This window comes from Streptomyces mayonensis (assembly GCF_018982965.1).
GTDB lineage: Bacteria > Actinomycetota > Actinomycetes > Streptomycetales > Streptomycetaceae > Streptomyces > Streptomyces mayonensis.
On record NZ_JACBYP010000034.1, the window covers coordinates 19,989 to 34,769 of the forward strand.

At 70.8% G+C, this 14,781-nt stretch carries 14 protein-coding genes; 6 read left to right on the forward strand and 8 right to left on the reverse strand.

Going from position 1 to position 14,781, the window contains the following annotated elements:
- Window positions 1-3 precede the first annotated feature (3 nt).
- From HZS56_RS15640 to HZS56_RS15655, 4 genes are read right to left on the reverse strand one after another with little or no spacing between them, the layout of a single operon-like run.
- Window positions 4-333 (reverse strand): non-heme iron oxygenase ferredoxin subunit, encoded by a 330-nt coding sequence (locus tag HZS56_RS15640; protein WP_216721285.1) that lies wholly within the window; start codon window positions 331-333, stop codon window positions 4-6.
- Complete coding sequence (sufD, locus tag HZS56_RS15645) at window positions 330-1,514, reverse strand: Fe-S cluster assembly protein SufD (RefSeq protein ID WP_216721286.1); 1,185 nt, start codon at window positions 1,512-1,514, stop codon at window positions 330-332. Before sufD ends, HZS56_RS15640 begins: the two co-directional genes overlap by 4 nt.
- Window positions 1,515-1,573: 59 nt before the next feature.
- Entirely contained in the window at window positions 1,574-2,995 is a 1,422-nt protein-coding gene (gene sufB, locus HZS56_RS15650) for a Fe-S cluster assembly protein SufB (RefSeq protein WP_216721287.1), read from the reverse strand.
- Window positions 2,992-3,750 (reverse strand): helix-turn-helix transcriptional regulator, encoded by a 759-nt coding sequence (locus HZS56_RS15655; protein ID WP_216721288.1) that lies wholly within the window; start codon window positions 3,748-3,750, stop codon window positions 2,992-2,994. Before HZS56_RS15655 ends, sufB begins: the two co-directional genes overlap by 4 nt.
- Window positions 3,751-3,921: 171 nt before the next feature.
- Between HZS56_RS15655 and HZS56_RS15660 the strand changes: the two genes are divergently transcribed.
- The 4 genes from HZS56_RS15660 (at window position 3,922) to HZS56_RS15675 (ending at window position 7,694) form a co-directional block, all read left to right on the forward strand.
- Window positions 3,922-4,710 (forward strand): AAC(3) family N-acetyltransferase, encoded by a 789-nt coding sequence (locus HZS56_RS15660; RefSeq protein WP_216721289.1) that lies wholly within the window; start codon window positions 3,922-3,924, stop codon window positions 4,708-4,710.
- A gap of 182 nt (window positions 4,711-4,892) precedes the next feature.
- On the forward strand, window positions 4,893-5,816 hold the full coding sequence (locus tag HZS56_RS15665; protein ID WP_216721290.1) for an ABC transporter ATP-binding protein: 924 nt from the start codon (window positions 4,893-4,895) through the stop codon (window positions 5,814-5,816).
- An 83-nt stretch (window positions 5,817-5,899) separates the two neighbouring features.
- Window positions 5,900-6,616: an ABC transporter permease gene (locus tag HZS56_RS15670; protein WP_253914320.1), complete on the forward strand. Its 717-nt coding sequence runs from the start codon at window positions 5,900-5,902 to the stop codon at window positions 6,614-6,616.
- A gap of 55 nt (window positions 6,617-6,671) precedes the next feature.
- Window positions 6,672-7,694: a COX15/CtaA family protein gene (locus tag HZS56_RS15675; RefSeq protein WP_216721292.1), complete on the forward strand. Its 1,023-nt coding sequence runs from the start codon at window positions 6,672-6,674 to the stop codon at window positions 7,692-7,694.
- Here the strand turns inward: HZS56_RS15675 and HZS56_RS15680 are convergent.
- The 4 genes from HZS56_RS15680 to HZS56_RS15695 form a co-directional block, all read right to left on the reverse strand.
- Window positions 7,649-8,386 (reverse strand): nucleotidyltransferase, encoded by a 738-nt coding sequence (locus tag HZS56_RS15680; protein ID WP_216721293.1) that lies wholly within the window; start codon window positions 8,384-8,386, stop codon window positions 7,649-7,651. The two genes, HZS56_RS15675 and HZS56_RS15680, sit on opposite strands and share 46 nt — an antisense overlap.
- Before the next feature lie 49 nt (window positions 8,387-8,435).
- Window positions 8,436-9,569, reverse strand: coding sequence for an amidohydrolase family protein (locus HZS56_RS15685; RefSeq protein WP_216721294.1), 1,134 nt, complete (start codon window positions 9,567-9,569; stop codon window positions 8,436-8,438).
- A gap of 144 nt (window positions 9,570-9,713) precedes the next feature.
- A complete protein-coding gene (locus HZS56_RS15690) occupies window positions 9,714-10,118 on the reverse strand; it encodes a hypothetical protein (protein WP_216721295.1) in 405 nt (134 codons plus the stop codon).
- A gap of 96 nt (window positions 10,119-10,214) precedes the next feature.
- Window positions 10,215-11,183 carry a heme o synthase gene (locus HZS56_RS15695; protein ID WP_253914313.1) on the reverse strand — a complete coding sequence of 323 codons (969 nt, stop codon included), beginning with the start codon at window positions 11,181-11,183 and terminating at the stop codon, window positions 10,215-10,217.
- Between the two features lie 355 nt (window positions 11,184-11,538).
- Between HZS56_RS15695 and tkt the strand changes: the two genes are divergently transcribed.
- Complete coding sequence (gene tkt / locus HZS56_RS15700) at window positions 11,539-13,626, forward strand: transketolase (RefSeq protein ID WP_216721296.1); 2,088 nt, start codon at window positions 11,539-11,541, stop codon at window positions 13,624-13,626.
- Window positions 13,627-13,660: 34 nt separating this feature from the next.
- On the forward strand, window positions 13,661-14,779 hold the full coding sequence (gene tal, locus HZS56_RS15705) for a transaldolase (protein WP_216721297.1): 1,119 nt from the start codon (window positions 13,661-13,663) through the stop codon (window positions 14,777-14,779).
- Window positions 14,780-14,781: the final 2 nt, after the last annotated feature.

Here is a 14,781-nt window from a genome sequence, read left to right on the forward strand (position 1 = left end):
GCCTCAGGACTCCTGGGTGAGGGAGGCGCGTACGTCAACGAGGACGCCGCCCCCTTCGATCTTTACGGGGTAAACGGGAACGGGGCGCGTCGCCGGAAGGCTGTCGGGCTTGCCGGAACGGAGGTCGAAGCGCGAGCCGTGCAGCCAGCACTCGATGTGGCAGTCGTCGACCTCGCCCTCGGCCAGCGAGACGTTCGCGTGCGAGCAGATGTCGTTGATCGCGAAGACCTCGCCCCCGGTCCGCACGACGGAGACCGGCGTGCCGTCGAGTTCCACCCGCTTCGGGGTGTCCTCCTCCAGCTCGTCCGCTCCACAGACGCGTACGAAGGTCATCCGACCGACGCCTCCAGCTCCTCTTCGATCTTGGCGATCAGACGCTCCTCGATGTCCGCGACGCCGATCTGCTGGACCAGCTCGGCGAAGAAGCCGCGGACCACCAGGCGGCGGGCGTCGATCTCGGGGATGCCGCGCGCCATCAGGTAGAAGAGCTGCTCGTCGTCGAAGCGGCCGGTGGCGGAGGCGTGGCCGGCGCCGACGATCTCACCGGTCTCGATCTCCAGGTTCGGCACGGAGTCGACCCGCGCGCCGTCCGTGAGGACGAGGTTGCGGTTCATCTCGTAGGTGTCGGTGCCCTCGGCGGCGGCCTCGATGAGCACGTCGCCGATCCAGACGGCGTGCGCGTCGTCGCCCTGCAGCGCGCCCTTGTAGACGACGTTCGACTTGCAGTGCGGGATGTTGTGGTCGACCAGGAGGCGGTGCTCCTGGTGCTGGCCCTGGTCGGTGAAGTACAGGCCGAACAGCTCGGCCTCGCCGCCGGGACCGGCGTACGCGACCCGCGGGTGCAGCCGGACCAAGTCGCCGCCGAAGGTGACGACGAAGGACTTGAAGGTCGCGTCGCGGCCGACGAGGGCGTTGTGCTGGCCGACGTGCACCGCCTTGTCGTCCCAGTCCTGGACCGAGACGACGGTCAGCTTGGCACCGTCGCCCAGGACGTAGTCGACGTTGGCGGCGAGCACCGCGTCGCCGGTGTGGTCGATGACGACCACGGCCTCCGCGAAGGCGCCCAGCTCGACGACCTGGTGTGCGTAGGCGGTGCCGCCCTCGCCGTGCACGGCGATGCGGATCGGCTCGGTGAGCACCGTCTCCTTGGGGACGGTGAGCACGCCGGCCTTCTCGAACGCCGAGTAGGCCTGGGCGGCGACCCGGTCCACCGGGGCGCCGGCCCTGCCGATGCGCGCGTCGTCGCGGCCGACGGTCTCGACGACGACGCCCTCGGGGGCGTCGATGTCGACCTTCACGCCGTCGCCGGTGGCGGCGGCGGTGCCGTCGTGCAGCCCGCGCAGCCGCTCCAGCGGGGTGAACCGCCACTCCTCCTCGCGGCCGTGCGGGACCGGGAAGTCCGCCACGTCGAAGGACGCGGGCGCGCTCATGCGCGTGGCGACGGTCGACTCGGCGGCCACCGCGATCTGGCCCGCGGTGGTGGAGCCCACGGGGATGTTCTGAGCCTCAGCCATGGCTGTCGGTCTGCTCTCTTCCTGCGTTCCTGAATCTGGGGACTGCTGCGGGGGCGGGGTCAGCCGACCGCGCCCTCCATCTGCAGCTCGATCAGCCGGTTGAGTTCGAGGGCGTACTCCATGGGCAGCTCCTTGGCGATCGGCTCGACGAAGCCGCGCACGATCATCGCCATCGCCTCGAACTCGCTCAGACCGCGGCTCATCAGGTAGAAGAGCTGGTCCTCGGAGACCTTGGAGACGGTCGCCTCGTGGCCCATGGACACGTCGTCCTCACGGACGTCCACGTAGGGGTACGTGTCGGAGCGGGAGATGGTGTCGACGAGCAGGGCGTCGCACAGCACGTTCGACTTGGAGCCGTGGGCGCCCTCGCCGATCTCGACGAGACCGCGGTAGGAGGTGCGGCCGCCGCCGCGTGCCACGGACTTCGAGACGATGTTGGAGGAGGTGTTCGGCGCCATGTGGACCATCTTGGAGCCGGCGTCCTGGTGCTGGCCCTCGCCCGCGAAGGCGATGGACAGGGTCTCGCCCTTGGCGTGCTCGCCCATGAGGTAGACGGCCGGGTACTTCATCGTCACCTTGGAGCCGATGTTGCCGTCGATCCACTCCATGGTCGCGCCCTCGTACGCCACGGCGCGCTTGGTGACCAGGTTGTAGACGTTGTTCGACCAGTTCTGGATGGTCGTGTAGCGGCAGCGGGCGTTCTTCTTGACGATGATCTCGACGACCGCGGAGTGCAGCGAGTCCGACTGGTAGATCGGCGCGGTGCAGCCCTCGACGTAGTGCACGTAGGCGCCCTCGTCGACGATGATCAGGGTCCGCTCGAACTGGCCCATGTTCTCCGTGTTGATACGGAAGTAGGCCTGGAGCGGGATCTCGACGTGCACGCCCTTCGGCACGTAGATGAAGGAGCCGCCGGACCACACGGCGCTGTTCAGCGACGCGAACTTGTTGTCACCGACGGGGATGACGGTGCCGAAGTACTCCTTGAAGAGCTCCGGGTGCTCCTTCAGGGCGGTGTCGGTGTCCAGGAAGATGACGCCCTGCTCCTCCAGGTCCTCGCGGATCTGGTGGTAGACGACCTCCGACTCGTACTGGGCCGCGACACCGGCGACGAGGCGCTGCTTCTCCGCCTCGGGGATGCCGAGCTTGTCGTACGTGTTCTTGATGTCCTCGGGCAGGTCCTCCCAGGACGCCGCCTGCTTCTCCGTGGAGCGCACGAAGTACTTGATGTTGTCGAAGTCGATCCCCGACAGGTCCGAGCCCCAGTTCGGCATCGGCTTCTTCTCGAAGAGGCGCAGGCCCTTGAGGCGGAGCTTGGTCATCCACTCCGGCTCGTTCTTCTTCGCGGAGATGTCGCGGACGACGTCCTCGTCGATGCCACGCTTGGCAGAGGCGCCGGCCGTGTCGGAGTCGGCCCAGCCGTATTCGTACTTGCCCAGGCCCTCGAGCTCAGGGTGAGCAGTCTCCGTGGGGAGAGTCATGCGGGGTTCCTCCCGGCCGTGCTTGCAGATGCGTTAGCGGTGTTCTCGGTCGCGCGCGCCGTGGGTGGCGCGTGCGAAGTCTTCGGAATGAACGTGGTGCAGACGCCGTCGCCGTGCGCGATGGTCGCGAGCCGCTGTACATGCGTACCGAGCAGCTCGGCGAAAAATTCCGTCTCCGCCTCGCACAGCTGCGGAAACTGCTCCGCGACGTGGGCGACCGGGCAGTGGTGCTGGCACAGCTGCTCGCCCTGCTGGGGGTGGGGCGCGCTGCGCGCGGCAGCAGCGTACCCGTCCTTGCTCAGGGCCTTGGCCAGCGCTTCCGCGCGCCGCTCGGCGGGGACGGACTCGACGGCCTTGCGGTACGCGCCCGACTGGGCGGCGATCCGGGCGCGGGCGAAGGCGGCGATCGCCTGCTCCCCGCCCTCCTGCTCGGCGATCCAGCGCAGGGCGTCGGCGGCCAGCTTGTCGTACGACTGGTCGAAGGCGTCCCGGCCGCAGTCGGTGAGCGCGAAGACCTTGGCGGGCCGCCCGCGCGTGCGCGCGCCGTAGACCCGCTGCTCGCGGGCCTCGACCACGTCGTCGGCGACCAGCGCGTCGAGGTGGCGCCGGACGGCGGCCTGGGTCAGGCCCAGGCGTCCGGCGAGCTCGGCGACGGTCGACGGCCCGTGGTCCAGGATGGAGCGCGCGACACGGTTGCGGGTCGACCGCTCACCGGTCGCGAGTTCCTCCTGCGGAGCCTCGCCAACGTTTTTCACAACGCCATTGTTGCGTAATTCCTCCGGGCCGGGCAAGCCGCGTCCGGATCATCCGACGGTGCCCTGCGTCACTTAGGCATACCTAAGGTGACCTGCGGAAACGATCCCTGATCGATCATCCGGGAGGCAATCGGATGGCGTTCGCTCCCTCCTTCGGGAACACTCCCCCGCATGCCCACACCCCCTCCGACCGGCCCACTCGTCACCCGCGGCACGCTCGCCGCCGGGCTGCGCGAACTGGGCGTGCGCACCGGCGACACCCTCCTCGTGCACTCCTCCCTCAGCGCGCTCGGCTGGGTCTGCGGAGGGCCCGTCGCGGTCGTCCAGGCGCTGCTCGACGTCCTCCGTCCGGGCGGCACCCTGGTGGTGCCGACCCAGACCGGCGACCTCTCCGACCCGGCCCTGTGGACGAACCCGCCGGTGCCCGAGGAGTGGTGGGACACCGTGCGCGCCGCGACGCCCGCCTACGACCCCCTTATCACGCCCTCGCTCGGCGTCGGCGTCGTTCCGGAGACGGTGCGCACCTGGCCCGGCGCCCGGCGCAGCGCCCATCCGCAGACCTCCTTCGCGGCGCTCGGCGCCCGGGCCGCCGAGGTGATCGCGGGCCACGCGGCGGACTGCCGGCTCGGGGAACGGAGCCCCCTGGCCACGCTGGAACGGCTCGACGCCCGGGTCCTGCTGCTCGGCACGGGTTACGACACCTGCACCGCCTTCCACCTCGCCGAGTACCGGATCCCCTCCCCGCTGGTGGAGGTGGGGCGCCCGGGACCGGTGGGATGGGAGCGGGTGACCGAGGTGTCGATCACGTCGGAGGGCTTCGACGAACTGGGCCACGACTTCGAACGGGACCGCCCCGTCGTACGCGGCACGGTCGGAGCGGCCGAGGCCCGGCTGTTCCCGCTTCCCGACGCGGTCGCCTACGCGGAACGCTGGCTGCCCCTGCACCGCCCTCGGGAATAGGGCCGCCCGCGGGCACGAGTCCCGCTGCGCTCAGGAGAGCGAGTTCCTCTGCGCTCCGGAGGCGGACTCCGGAGCGGAGGCGATCCCGAGCGGGGGGGCGATCCGGAGAGGAAGCACTCCGGAGAGGGGTTTTCCACACCCCCGCGCCCGGCCGTCCGGCCGCCTCCCTAGACTCGTGAACCATGCGAAGCGAGCCCGTGGTCCAGGTGCAGGCCCTGGTGAAGCGGTACGGCACGAAGACCGCGGTGGACGGCCTCGACCTGACGGCCCGGGCGGGGATCACCGCCGTACTCGGACCCAACGGCGCGGGCAAGACGACCACGGTCGAGACCTGCGAGGGGTACCGGCGGCCGGACTCCGGCACGGTGCACGTCCTGGGCCTCGACCCGGTCCGCCAGGGCGCCGCACTGCGACCGCGGATCGGCGTGATGCTCCAGTCCGGCGGCGTCTACTCCGGGGCCCGCGCCGACGAGATGCTGCGCCACGTCGCGAAGCTGCACGCCCACCCCCTGGACGTCGACGCGCTGATCGAGCGGCTCGGCCTGGACTCGTGCGGCCGGACCACGTACCGCAGGCTGTCCGGGGGCCAGCAGCAGCGGCTCGCCCTCGCGATGGCCGTGGTCGGGCGTCCGGAGCTGGTGTTCCTGGACGAACCGACCGCCGGACTCGACCCCCAGGCCCGCCGTGCCACCTGGGACCTCGTCCGGGACCTGCGGGGCGACGGCGTCTCCGTGATCCTCACCACGCACCACATGGACGAGGCCGAACAACTGGCCGACGACGTGGCCGTCATCGACGCCGGCCGGGTCATCGCCCAGGGCTCGCCCGAGGAGCTGTGCCGCGGCGGCGCCGAGAACACCCTGCGGTTCTCCGGGCGGCCGGGACTGGACATCGCCTCCCTGCTCAAGGCGCTCCCGCCGGACTCCGCGGCGGCCGAGCTGACCCCGGGCACCTACCGGGTGAACGGCGAGGTCGACCCGCAACTGCTGGCGACGGTCACCTCCTGGTGCGCCCAGCACGGGGTGATGCCGGACCGCATCTCGGTGGAACGGCACACACTGGAGGACGTTTTCCTTGAGCTGACGGGTAGGGAGTTGCGCGGGTGACCACCACGACGACCGGGGCGACCGGACCGAGGGGGGCGACCGGAGCGTACGCGCCGCAGCCCGGTGCCGCGCCCCTCGGGCGCATGATCGCGGCGCAGGCCGTGCTCGAGACGAAGATGCTGCTGCGCAACGGCGAGCAACTGCTCCTGACGGTGGTCATCCCGACGCTGCTGCTCGTCCTGTTCAGCTCCGTCGACATCGTCGACACCGGCACCGGGGAGTCGGTCGACTTCCTCGCCCCCGGCGTCCTCGCGCTGGCGGTGATGTCGACGGCGTTCACCGGACAGGCCATCGCCACCGGCTTCGAGCGTCGCTACGGGGTGCTGAAGCGGCTGGCCGCCTCGCCACTGCCCCGCTGGGGCCTGATGACCGCGAAGACGCTGTCGGTGCTGGTCACCGAGGTCCTCCAGATCGCGCTGCTGACGGTCATCGCCTTCGCGCTGGGCTGGTCGCCGCAGGGCAACCCGGCGGCCGTACTGCTGCTCCTGCTGCTCGGCACCGCCGCGTTCTCCGGTCTCGGGCTGCTGATGGCGGGCACGCTGAAGGCTGAGGCCACCCTGGCCGCCGCCAACCTGGTCTTCCTGCTGCTGCTCGTGGGCGGCGGCGTGATCGTGCCGCTGGACAGGTTCCCGGACGCGGCGCAGAGCGTACTGGGCCTGCTGCCGATCTCCGCCCTGTCCGACGGACTGCGGGACGTCCTCCAGCACGGCGCCGACATGCCGTGGGGCGACCTGGGGATCCTCGCGGTGTGGGCGGTCGCGGGGCTCGCGGCGGCCGGGAAGTTCTTCCGCTGGGAATAGCGGCCCGTGCCGGGACCCCGACCCTCGTGAAAGCGTGCACAAGCGGGCGCCTACGATGGACGGCGTGCCAAACGTGACGCGCGCCGACGCCGCAGCCGCCATGCGCAATCCGCTCGCCTTCATCGCCGCTCGCTGGACCCCGCAACCCCGGACGGTCCAGCGGGCGGCCCTCGTCGCGCTCGCCATGGCGGTGGTCATCGTCGTCACCGGCGGTGCCGTACGCCTCACCGGCTCGGGCCTCGGCTGCCCGACCTGGCCCAAGTGCACCGACGACTCGCTCACCTCGACGAGCGAGATGGGTGTCCACGGTGTGATCGAGTTCGGCAACCGCATGCTGACGTACGTCCTGTGCGCCGCGGTCGGCTGGGCGATCATCGCCGCCCGGTCGCAGAAGCCGTACCGGCGCGGTGTGACGCTGCTGGGCTGGACGCAGTTCTGGGTCGTCATGGGCAACGCGGTCCTCGGCGGCATCGTGGTCCTGGTCGGCCTCAACCCGTACACGGTCGCGGCCCACTTCCTGCTGTCCACGGCCCTGATCGCCGTGGCAACCGTGATGTGGCAGCGCACCCGGGAGGGCGACGGGGCGCCGCGCCCCCTGGTCGGCAGGGCGATCCAGCAGCTGGTGTGGGTCCTGACCGGCGTCTCGGTCCTGCTGATCGCGGTCGGCACCGTGGTCACCGGCGCGGGCCCGCACGCGGGCGACTCCAGCGACGTGCCGCGGATGCCGGTCGACTGGGAGATGGTGAGCAAGGCCCACGCGGTCCTGGCCTGGATCGTGGTGACCCTGACCTTCGCGCTGTGGTTCGTACTGAAGGCGGTCGACGCCCCCAAGGGCCCGCTGTCCCGCACCCGCGACCTGTTCCTGGTCCTGCTCGCGCAGGGTGTGGTGGGCTACGTCCAGTACTTCACCGACCTGCCCGAGGTCCTCGTGGGCCTGCACATGCTGGGCTCGTGCCTGGTGTGGATCGCGGTGCTCCGCGTGCTGCTGGCGCTGCGCGAGCGGCCGGAGGAGACGGTGCCCGGGCTGCCCGGTCAGGACCACGCGCCCAGCAGCGTGTCGATGGCCGGGCCGAAGTAGCTCCGGGTCAGACCGGCCCGACGGGTGATCCACTCCTCGGTGCCCGGCCCGGGGCTCCCGTAGCGCCGCTCGGCCACGTCCTCGACGACCTCGCCGGGAGCGCCCAGGGCGGGCAGCTCGTCCAGGGCCTGCCGCTTGGTGATCAGGCGGCCCTCCCGCAGCGTGAGGGTGGCACGGGCGAAGGTGAGCAGGCCCAGGTCGACCCAGACGTCCTGCCGCCACAGCTCCGCCCTGCGCACCGCGGGCCGCCAGAAGTCGCGCTGGTCACGGACGACGAATCCGGTCAGTTCCGGTTCCGGGACCGACGGCAGCAGGTGCTCCGGCGACTCGCCGTGCAGGACACGTCCGAAGCTGTGGAGTTCGTGCCGGGTGACCGGCGTGACCGTCCGCTTGAAGAGCTGCCGGTGCGCCCATGTCAGGTGCCGCTGCTCCGGGTCGACGGCGGCGCCGGGCGACAGGTAGCTGCAGTGCAGCAGCCCGGCCAGGGGTTCGGCGCGCAAGGAGGCGTGCAGCAGCCCCAGCCGCCAGGCCGTGCGGGCCGTGGCCGACCGGGGCAGCACCGCGATCAGGTCGAGGTCGCTGCGGCCCTCCTGGTAGTCGCCTCCGCCCAGCGAGCCGTGGGCCCAGACGGCGACGGGGTCGAGGGGTGCGAGGCCGGCGAGGAAGCGGTCGAGCAGGGCGTCGGTCGGCATCCGCCCAGTGTCGGTGTTCTGCTCCGGCCCGTACACCCGCCGTTCCTGCTCACTCCGGCCCGTACACCCGCCGTTCCTGCTCCAGCCCGTACACCCGCCCCGCGTTCCCCCACGCGATCATCGCCGCCACCCGTTGCGCGTCCACCAGTGACCACGCACCCTCGGAGACCCAGGCGCCCAGCACCCGGCCGAGGGCCTCGCGGAACAGGCCGGCGGCCACCACGTGCAGTTCGGGCAGGCCCTGGGCGCCGCTGGAGAAGAGGATCTTGCCGAAGGGCGCCAGCTCAAGGATCTCCGCGAGGACCGTCGCGGCGCGGGCGCCGGTGCGCACCAGGGCGGCGCCGGAGTCGGCGTAGACGTGCGGGAAGACGCCGGCCAAGTGGGCGGCGTGGCGGTGGTACGGGTAGCCGTGCAGCAGGACCAGGTCGGTGCCGAGGCCGGCGGTGGCCCGGACGAAGTCGGTGAGCAGCACCGGGTCGGTGCGGTCGATGCGCAGGCCCGGTTCGCCGAGGCCCGCGTGCAGCTGGAGCGGCAGGCCGGAGGCGACGGCGATCCACAGCAGGTGCCGCAGCAGCACGGGGTCGCTCAGCTCGCCGCCGACCTCGCGCCCGGTCAGCCAGCGGGCGGCGGCCCCGCGCACCTCACCGGCGCCGGGCGGTTCCGGAGCGAGGGCCAGCCCGTGCCGTACCCCCGCGACGGAGGTGAAGGCGACCGCGTGGACGGCGGCTCCGTGCACCGCCTCGGCGAGGTTGGTGAGGAAAGACTCGACGGTGCCCGAGGTGTCCGCGACCTGCTCGGCCAGAAGTTCCAGGCGCACGATCTCGCGGGCGTCGGCGTCCGCGCTGGCGGCCATCTCGGCGGGGCCGGTGAGGTCGCCCGGCAGTCCGGCGTCGACCAGGTAGGTCGTGATGCCGCTGCCGCGCAGCAGCCGGCGGTCGGCCTCCATGACGCCCAGTTCACGGCGCCGGGCCAGGTACCGGGCGGGCGGGCAGTGGGGTTCCAGGCCGAGCAGGGGCGGGCACCAGCGGCGTACCGCGAAGCCGGTCTGGGTGTCGAAGAGGGTGGTGCCCGGCGCTGGCGGGCCCTCGGTGCGGGCCAGCTGGGCCTCGAAGGTGCCGAGGCCCAGCTCCGTTCTCAGGACGCCGTGGCAGTACTGGTCGACCAGGGACGGCGTTTCGATCATCCGGGCTCCCCCTGCTGGGACCGTGCGCCTCGCGGCCCGCGCGCCTCGCGGCTCGTGCGCCGTGCGCGCTTCCTACGGTCCTAACGGGTGAACCCGGTCTCAGGTGTTGCTCGGCCCGGCCCCAGGTATTCGCCCGGCCCGGTCTCAGGTGTTGTCCCGCCCGGTTCCGGGGTTGCCCCGCCCGCCGATCTGGAGACCGGCCATGCGGGACCACTCGTAGCGGCCGGTGGTGACCCTGGCCGCGAACTCGCCGTCGAAGTCGTCGTGGACGGTGATCCCGGACTGTTCCACGGCCTTCCGCGCCCGCTCGTGGGTCCGCGCCACCAGGTCGCCCCAGGCGCCGTCCGCACCGACGAGCACGATCCGGGCCCCGCGCTCACCGAGGTACGCCACCTGGGCCTCGGCACCGCCGTGGGCCTTGGCGAAGGCGTCGATCCGCTTGGCCGTCCGGGTCACCTCGAACGCGTCCCACCGGTCGGCCCAGCCGCCCTTCGCGCCGGCCTGCCCCGTGTCCGCCTGCCCCGTGTCCGCCTGCTCCGTGTCTGCCATGACCAGGATGCTACCGACGGGTAGATCGAACGGCGACGGGCGGGGTGCGTGGCCTTGACCACGCGCCCCGCCCGTCGGACGGCTCGCCGAGAGCGCTCAGCGCAGGAAGGGGTCCACCGCGATCGCCAGGAACAGCACCGAAACGTAGGTGATCGACCAGTGGAACAGCCGCATCTCCTTCAGCTTGCCGCCCGTGACCTCGGCCTTGGCCCGGTTCTGCAGCCCGTGCGCCTCCCACAGCCACATGCCGCCGGCCAGCAGGGCGACGGCCGTGTAGAACCAGCCGGTGTAGCCGAGCGGCGTCAGCAGCAGCGAGACGACGACCATGACCCAGCTGTAGATGACGATCTGCCGGGCGACCACCTTGTTGGACGCGATCACCGGGAGCATCGGCACACCGACGCGTGCGTAGTCGTCCTTGACCTTCATGGACAGCGGCCAGTAGTGCGGCGGCGTCCAGAAGAACATCACGCCGAAGAGGATGATCGGCGCCCAGGACATCGAGTTGGTCACGGCCGACCAGCCGATGAGGACCGGCAGGCAGCCGGCGATGCCGCCCCAGACGATGTTCTGCGAGGTGCGGCGCTTGAGGATCATCGTGTAGACGACGACGTAGAAGAGGAGCGCCCCGAGCGAGAGCCAGGCCGACAGCCAGTTGACGGTGAATCCGAAAAGCAGCGTGGAGACGACCGCGAGCGCGATGCCGAAGACCAGGCATTCGGCCGGACTGACCATGCCGGTCACCAGCGGACGCTGCGAGGTCCGGTCCATCAGCGCGTCGATGTCGCGGTCGATGTACATGTTCAGCGCGTTGGCGCCGCCGGCGGAGAGATAACCGCCGACACAGGTCAGCAGCACCAGCTTCAGATTCGGAACACCCTGCTCGGCGAGGAACATCACCGGAACAGTGGTGATCAGCAGAAGCTCGATGATCCGCGGCTTGGTCAGCGCCACGAAAGCCTTGACACGGGCCCCGAACGGCCGGTGACTCGGGCCCTGGCTCGTCCCGATAACCCCCGCAGGACGGGATTCAACGGCCGTCACGCACACCCCTGACAGAGACATCCCAGCAAGCCCGACCGTGTGAAGTGCCGGTAAAGGCTCGCGCGTACCACGCCACTTTAGACGTTGCCCGTACCTCGCCATCCGCGGGGGTGGGCTCGTGTTGGCGGCCCCGCTCCGACGTGCGTCCACCGGTCCCATTGAGCAGTCAGATGAGCGGCTGCGTATTCACTTGCCGAATACGGTTTGCGCTGGTCGACAGGCAGACCGAGAAGACTCCCGGCACTCTGGTTTCCAGGGAAAAACGCACGTACTTACGGGGGTAGGCTCGACAGCGGCCGGCCGACTCACGGACGCGCCGGCAGCCGGTGCACGCGTGCACCGGCATCCGACATGTGGAGAGGAGCCCTGACTCAGGGTGAGCACCAAGCCGACCACCACAGACCTCGAGTGGACCGAACTGGACCAGCGGGCCGTGGACACCGCCCGCGTCCTGGCCGCCGATGCCGTACAGAAGGTTGGCAACGGCCATCCGGGTACGGCGATGAGCCTGGCGCCCGCCGCCTACACCCTCTTCCAGAAGGTGATGCGGCACGACCCCGCCGACGCGAACTGGGTCGGGCGCGACCGTTTCGTGCTGTCCGCCGGCCACTCGTCCCTGACCCTCTACACCCAGCTGTACCTGGCCGGCTTCGGCCTGGAGCTGGCGGACCTGGAGTCCTTCCGCACCTGGGGTTCCAAGACCCCGGGCCACCCGGAGTACGGCCACACCACGGGCGTGGAGACCACGACCGGCCCGCTGGGCCAGGGTGTCGCCAACGCGGTGGGCATGGCGATGGCCGCCCGCTACGAGCGCGGCCTGTTCGACCCGGAGGCCGCCGCGGGCGAGTCCCCGTTCGACCACTTCGTCTACTGCATCGCAGGTGACGGCTGCCTCCAGGAGGGCATCTCCTCCGAGGCGTCCTCCCTCGCGGGCCACCAGAAGCTCGGCAACCTGGTGCTGCTGTGGGACGACAACCACATCTCCATCGAGGGCGACACCGAGACCGCGGTCTCCGAGGACACCTGCAAGCGGTACGAGGCCTACGGCTGGCACGTGCAGCGCGTCGCCCCGAAGCCCGACGGCGACCTCGACCCGAACGCGCTCTACGACGCGATCGAGGCGGCCAAGCAGGTCACCGACCGGCCGTCCTTCATCGCCATGCGCTCGATCATCGCCTGGCCCGCCCCGAACGCGCAGAACACCGAGGCCGCGCACGGCTCGGCGCTCGGCGACGAGGAGGTCGCGGCCACCAAGCGCGTCCTGGGCTTCGACCCGGAGAAGTCCTTCGAGGTCTCCGACGAGGTCATCGCGCACACCCGCAAGGCCCTGGAGAAGGGTCAGGCGGCCCGCACGGTGTGGGAGAAGTCCTTCCAGCAGTGGAAGGACAACAACCCGGAGCGCGCCGCCGAGTACGAGCGGGTCGCCAAGGGCGAGCTGCCGGCGGGCTGGGAGGAGAAGATCCCGGTCTTCGAGACGGGCAAGGGCGTCGCCACGCGCGCCGCGTCCGGCAAGGTGCTCCAGGCGCTGGGCGCGATCGTGCCCGAGCTGTGGGGCGGCTCGGCCGACCTGGCCGGCTCGAACAACACGACGATCGACAAGACGTCGTCCTTCCTCCCGGCGGGCAACCCCCTGCCCGAGGCGGACCCGTACGGCCGCACCATCCACTTCGGCATCCGCGAGCACGCGATGGCCGCGGAGATGAACGGCATCGCGCTGCACGGCAACACCCGCATCTACGGGGGGACCTTCCTGGTCTTCTCCGACTACATGCGCAACGCCGTCCGCCTGTCGGCGCTGATGCACCTGCCGGTGACGTACGTGTGGACGCACGACTCCATCGGCCTGGGCGAGGACGGCCCGACCCACCAGCCGGTCGAGCACCTGGCCTCGCTGCGCGCGATCCCGGGTCTGAACGTGGTCCGCCCGGCCGACGCCAACGAGACGGCGATCGCCTGGCGCGAGATCCTGCGCCGCTGGACGAAGGAGTTCGGCAAGGGCCAGCCGCACGGTCTGGCGCTGACCCGCCAGGGCGTGCCGACGTACGAGCCGAACGACGACGCGGCCAAGGGCGGCTACGTGCTGTTCGAGGCCGACGGTGGTGACGCCCAGGTCGTGCTGATCGCGACCGGTTCCGAGGTGCACGTCGCCGTGGAGGCGCGCGAGCAGCTGCAGGCCGGCGGGGTGCCGACCCGGGTGGTGTCCATGCCGTCCGTCGAGTGGTTCGAGCAGCAGGACCAGGGGTACCGGGACAGCGTCCTGCCCCCGTCCGTGCGGGCCCGGGTCGCGGTGGAGGCCGGGATCGGCCTGACCTGGCACAAGTACGTGGGGGACGCCGGCCGCATCGTCTCCCTGGAGCACTTCGGCGCGTCCGCGGACGGCAAGGTGCTCTTCAAGGAGTTCGGTTTCACCGCCGAGAACGTGGCGGACGCCGCGCGGGAATCCCTCGCCGCGGCTCAGCGCTGACGCTCGTACACGACACGTAGGAGATGCATTTTCCATGACAGACGCACTCAAGCGCCTCTCCGACGAAGGCGTCGCGATCTGGCTGGACGACCTGTCCCGCAAGCGGATCACGTCCGGCAACCTGGCGGAGCTGATCGACCAGCAGCACGTCGTGGGCGTCACCACCAACCCGTCGATCTTCCAGAAGGCGATCTCGCAGGGCGACGGCTACGACCAGCAGCTCTCCGACCTCGCGGTGCGCGGGGTCACGGTCGAAGAGGCCATCCGCATGATCACCACGGCGGACGTCCGCGACGCCGCCGACATCCTGCGTCCGGTCTTCGACAACACCGGCGGCAAGGACGGCCGGGTCTCCATCGAGGTGGACCCGCGTCTGGCGCACAACACGCACGCCACGGTCGCCGAGGCCAAGCAGCTGGCGTGGCTGGTGGACCGGCCGAACACGTTCATCAAGATCCCGGCCACCGAGGCGGGCCTGCCCGCGATCGCCGAGACCATCGGCCTGGGCATCAGCGTCAACGTCACGCTGATCTTCTCCCTGGAGCGCTACCGCAAGGTCATGGACGCCTTCCAGACCGGCCTGGAGAAGGCCAGGGAGCGCGGCCTGGACCTGTCGCAGATCCACTCCGTGGCGTCCTTCTTCGTGTCCCGCGTGGACACCGAGATCGACAAGCGGCTCGACGCGCTCGGCACCGACGAGGCCAAGGCCGCGCGCGGCAAGGCCGCCGTCGCCAACGCCCGTCTCGCCTACGAGGCGTACGAGGAGGCCTTCGGCACCGACCGCTGGGCCGCCCTGGAGAAGGCCGGCGCCAACAAGCAGCGTCCGCTGTGGGCGTCGACCGGCGTCAAGGACAAGGCGTACAGCGACACCATGTACGTCACGGACCTGGTCGTGCCGAACACCGTCAACACCATGCCGGAGGCCACCCTGCTGGCCACCGAGGACCACGGCGAGATCACCGGCAACGCCGTCGCCGGGACGTACGAGCAGGCCCGCGCCGACCTCGACGCCGTCGAGAAGCTCGGCATCGGCTACGACGAGGTGGTCCAGCTCCTGGAGGACGAGGGCGTCGAGAAGTTCGAGGCGTCCTGGAACGACCTGCTGAAGTCCACGGAGGCGGAGCTCAAGCGCCTCGCTCCCTCGAAGGGCTGAGA